2 protein-coding genes are annotated in these 3870 nt (G+C 58.5%); both read left to right on the top strand.

Annotated elements, in window-relative coordinates; all coding sequences use genetic code 11:
* The first annotated feature begins 1087 nt into the window (after positions 1–1087).
* Positions 1088–2896: a replicative DNA helicase gene (dnaB, locus tag IRZ24_RS17810; protein WP_297167244.1), complete on the top strand. Its 1809-nt coding sequence runs from the start codon at positions 1088–1090 to the stop codon at positions 2894–2896.
* Between the two features lie 17 nt (positions 2897–2913).
* Positions 2914–3702: a DnaD domain protein gene (locus IRZ24_RS17805; protein WP_297167241.1), complete on the top strand. Its 789-nt coding sequence runs from the start codon at positions 2914–2916 to the stop codon at positions 3700–3702.
* Positions 3703–3870 lie beyond the last annotated feature (168 nt).

The following is a 3870-nucleotide window of genomic DNA, read 5'->3' as shown; positions in this document are numbered from 1 at the left end:
GCCCAGGGGTAGCGGGCCAGGCCCCGCTTAGGCGGTGTATAGCCAGGGCCACGCTTCTCCTTCTTGGGGGCAGGCGCTTCTGGCAACTTGGTGGCGTGCGCGCGGGCGATCTTTTTCGCTCTTCTTGTGGCTGCACGCTTGCTCGTCTTTGGCATGGGGTCTCAATACTGCTCCTTCTTCAGATCTTGCTTGCGGCGAGTCAGGATGGCATGACTGGGCTTCAGCCCAGTCAACAGCTCAGCTGCTTCCTTGCTGCGAGGCTGTTCTGTTGACAGCGGCAGCGCTACACATGGCTGAGGGCCTGCCTGCCTGGCTATCTGCCTGTTCCCGAGATGAATATTCGATGGACGCCACTACGCACAGACTGGGAAACAGGGAGAGCTGGCAAGCCGCCAGCCAAAATAAAGAGCGCTGATTTCTGGGTGCTATGATACCCTGCAGGTCCTTACGGGTCAAGTCCTTTCCTGCCATTCCCAGGGCCAGGGGGGACGCGGCGAGAGAGAATAGTCCCTAGAGAATAGGAAGATTCGCCCACTGAGCCATGTGGATAAGATTGTGGATAACTCTGTGGATAGCTGTGGATAACTGCCTCCCAACGGTGGATAAGTGGGGGAAAACTGCCTATTACCTCAGCTATACGTGCTGGGCGCGAGCGTCAGCCATCCCCCAGGATATCCACATATCCACAGGACCACTGCCAGCCTGCTGTTTGCTTTCGGGCACAAGATTCGCTACACTGTTTAGACACACGGGACTCCCTTCCCGCTGATGACAGACTCCTAGCCTGGGTGAGACGAATGCAGTCCCGGACTGTATCTGTGTTGCTTAGCTGTCTCCCCTGCCCGAGTGGGGGAGAAGTGCAGCCAAGCGAGTGTAACGCAGCAGGCTTCTGAGCAGGGCGAGAGCAGGCCGGTCCAGACGTAGCCTCGCTAGCGAGCTGCTGTGAGGCGGGTGCCGAGTCTACTGCGTAAAAGACCAATCTTGGATGATATAATCTTTTCCAGGCTGTTGAGCCGCTTTTTTAGCGTCATTATCGGTACAGCGATGAGCAGCTAAGATTTGCAAGCCAAAACGCTGGAGACAGGACGTGGAGAAGCTGTTACCGCAGAACATTGAGGCCGAATGTGGCGTCCTGGGCAGCATCTTGATTGATCCGGAAGCGATCATTCAGGTAGCTGATTTCTTGCGCCCGGAGGACTTCTATCGTGACGCCCATCGGGCTATCTATGAGGTGATGCTCCAGCTCTACGAGCGGCACGAGCCAGCGGATTTTATTACGCTCTGTGACGAGCTGGAGCGCCAGGGGAAGCTAGAGGAGGTCGGCGGCGCCAGTTACATCACGTCTCTGGTCAACCAGGTGCCCACCAGCGGCAACATCGAGTACTATGGGCGCATTGTGGAGCGCACAGCGGTGCTGCGCCGGCTGATCCATGCTGCCGGTCAGATCGCTGCCATTGCCTACGAAGAAGGCGATGCCGACGTGGCCCTTGATAAAGCTGAGCGCCTGATCTTTGAGATCGGGCGACGCCGTCTGCGCTCAGACTTCTCGCTCTTGAGCGACATCCTTTCTGAATATCTGAACAAGCTGGATCAACTTCATGAGCGACGCGGGGCCATTGTTGGTGTCCCTACCGGTTTCACCGATCTTGACCGCCTCACCGGCGGGCTACAGCGTTCGGATCTAATTATCCTGGCTGCTCGCCCGTCGCTTGGGAAGACTTCGCTGGCGCTGAGCATGGCTCACAATGCGGCTGTGCGCTTCAAGCAGACAGTGGCGATCTTTAGCCTGGAGATGAGCAAAGAGCAGCTTGTACAGCGTCTGCTCTCGATGGAAGCTGGCGTCGATCAGCAGCGCCTGCGCACGGGCTGGATCAATGATGAGGAGTGGGAGCGCATTATGCTGGCGACCCAGCGCCTGGCGGAGGCCCCGATCTGGATTGACGATACGGCCAGTATTTCAACAGCGGAGATGCGCAGCAAGGCTCGGCGCCTCCAGGCGGAACAGGGTGTTGACCTAATTATCGTCGATTACCTGCAGCTCATGCAGACCACTACTGGCGGTGGGCGACGCAATGAGAACCGCGTCCAGGAGATTTCAGAGATCAGCCGCACACTCAAGGCCCTGGCGCGTGAGCTGAATGTACCGGTGCTGGCGCTGGCGCAGCTCTCGCGCGCTGTGGAAGCGCGCCAGTCGAAGGTGCCTCAGCTCTCTGATCTGCGCGAGAGCGGCTGTCTGGCGGAGGAGACGCCGGTCTATCTGGCTGACGAAGGAATATGCTGTCCGATTAGGCAATTGGTAGGGCGTCAGGGCTTCCAGGTGCTGGCTTTGAATCCAGAGACAAGACGCCTGGAGGCGGCGACGGTGACGCGCGCTTTCGCGACAGGGTGCCGGCCAGTCTATCGGCTGACAACTGTTGGAGGCCAGCAGGTGCGCGCCACAGCCAATCATCGCTTTCTGACGCCTGCCGGCTGGCGGCGTCTCGATGAGTTAAATGTGGGGGGAAAGGTGGCGCGCCCGCGCGCCTGCTTCTCGGCGCTTGAGTCTGGTCCTGGCACTGCTCGGCAGTCGGTGGAGGCTGATGAGGGTGATGTCATCTGGGATCGTGTGGAGGCCATTATGCCCGCCGGTGAGGCGGAAGTCTATGATCTGACGGTAGCTGGCCTGCACAACTTCGTTGCTGCGGACCTCGTCGTGCATAACAGCATCGAGCAAGATGCCGATGTGGTGATGTTTATTTATCGTGATGATGTCTATAACCCGGATTCGGAACGCAAAAATATCGCAGATATTATCGTCGCCAAGCATCGCAATGGTCCCGTCGGCGAGGTAAGCCTCTACTTCCAGGCGAGTCATACCCGCTTCTGTGATCTAGAGCTTTCTCCGCCTCCTGAGTAATCGCTGGATGGATGGCTATGACGTCCTTTGCTGGCTTCCCTTCGGGCAAGAATCCCTATGTCCCTGTGCCGGAGGTCTTCTTCAGGTCGCTCTTGCCAGAGATCGAGGATGTAGCGGAATTGAAGGTCACGCTACATCTCTTCTGGTTGCTTGCTCAGAAACGCGGCGAGCCGCGTTGCGTGAGCGAGCCAGAGCTACTCAATGATCGTGTGCTGCTCAAGAGCCTGAAGCGGCGTGGCGATCCTCGTCCACCTGAAGAACGAGTACGCCAGGGCCTGGAAAAGGCGGTAGCACGTGGCACGATTCTCCGCGTCTACCTCAAGGTGCTTGCGGAAGATGGCTCTGAAGATGAGGTTATTGGCTGGTATTTCTTCAATACAGCGCGCAGTCGGCGTGTGGTGGCCGAGCTGCAGGGGAGTGAGCTGATTCCGGTGCGCCTGCTCGACGTCGGGCGAGGCCGTGCCGAGCCAGAGCAGGGTCAGTGTCAGGGCCAGGGAATGGCGACCTCGCCCGCCTCGACGGCCCCGGCCCTCTCCTCGGCTCCTGTCGCCACGTCCTTTGCGCGCGCAGGCCACGGCCAGAATCAGCATTTACACATTGAGATTGAGCGTCCGAATATATTTGTCTTGTACGAACAGAATATAGGGCTTCTTTCTCCGTTAATCGCTGATGAGCTGCGCGATGCCGCTGAGCGCTATCCACCGGAGTGGATCGAGGCGGCTTTTCGCGAGGCTGTCGAACATAATAAGCGTAACTGGCGTTATATTCGCGCGATCTTGAGGCGCTGGGAAACGGAAGGCAGATAAGCTATGGAACGCTTAAACGAGATTATGCTTAAGCAGCGACGGCAGCAACTGCTCCAGCAGCGTGCTCGCCAGACTGGAACACTGCAGCGCGAGCGCGGGGAGCATACGACAGGCGGGCCTTTGCCCGAGCAGGCGGCGGCTCTCAATCAGGCGCTATCGCGTCCTGGG

The sequence above is a fragment of the Thermogemmatispora sp. genome, from assembly GCF_019683755.1.
Taxonomy (GTDB): Bacteria; Chloroflexota; Ktedonobacteria; order Ktedonobacterales; family Ktedonobacteraceae; genus Thermogemmatispora.
This window is presented reverse-complemented; position numbering and strand designations above follow the sequence as displayed.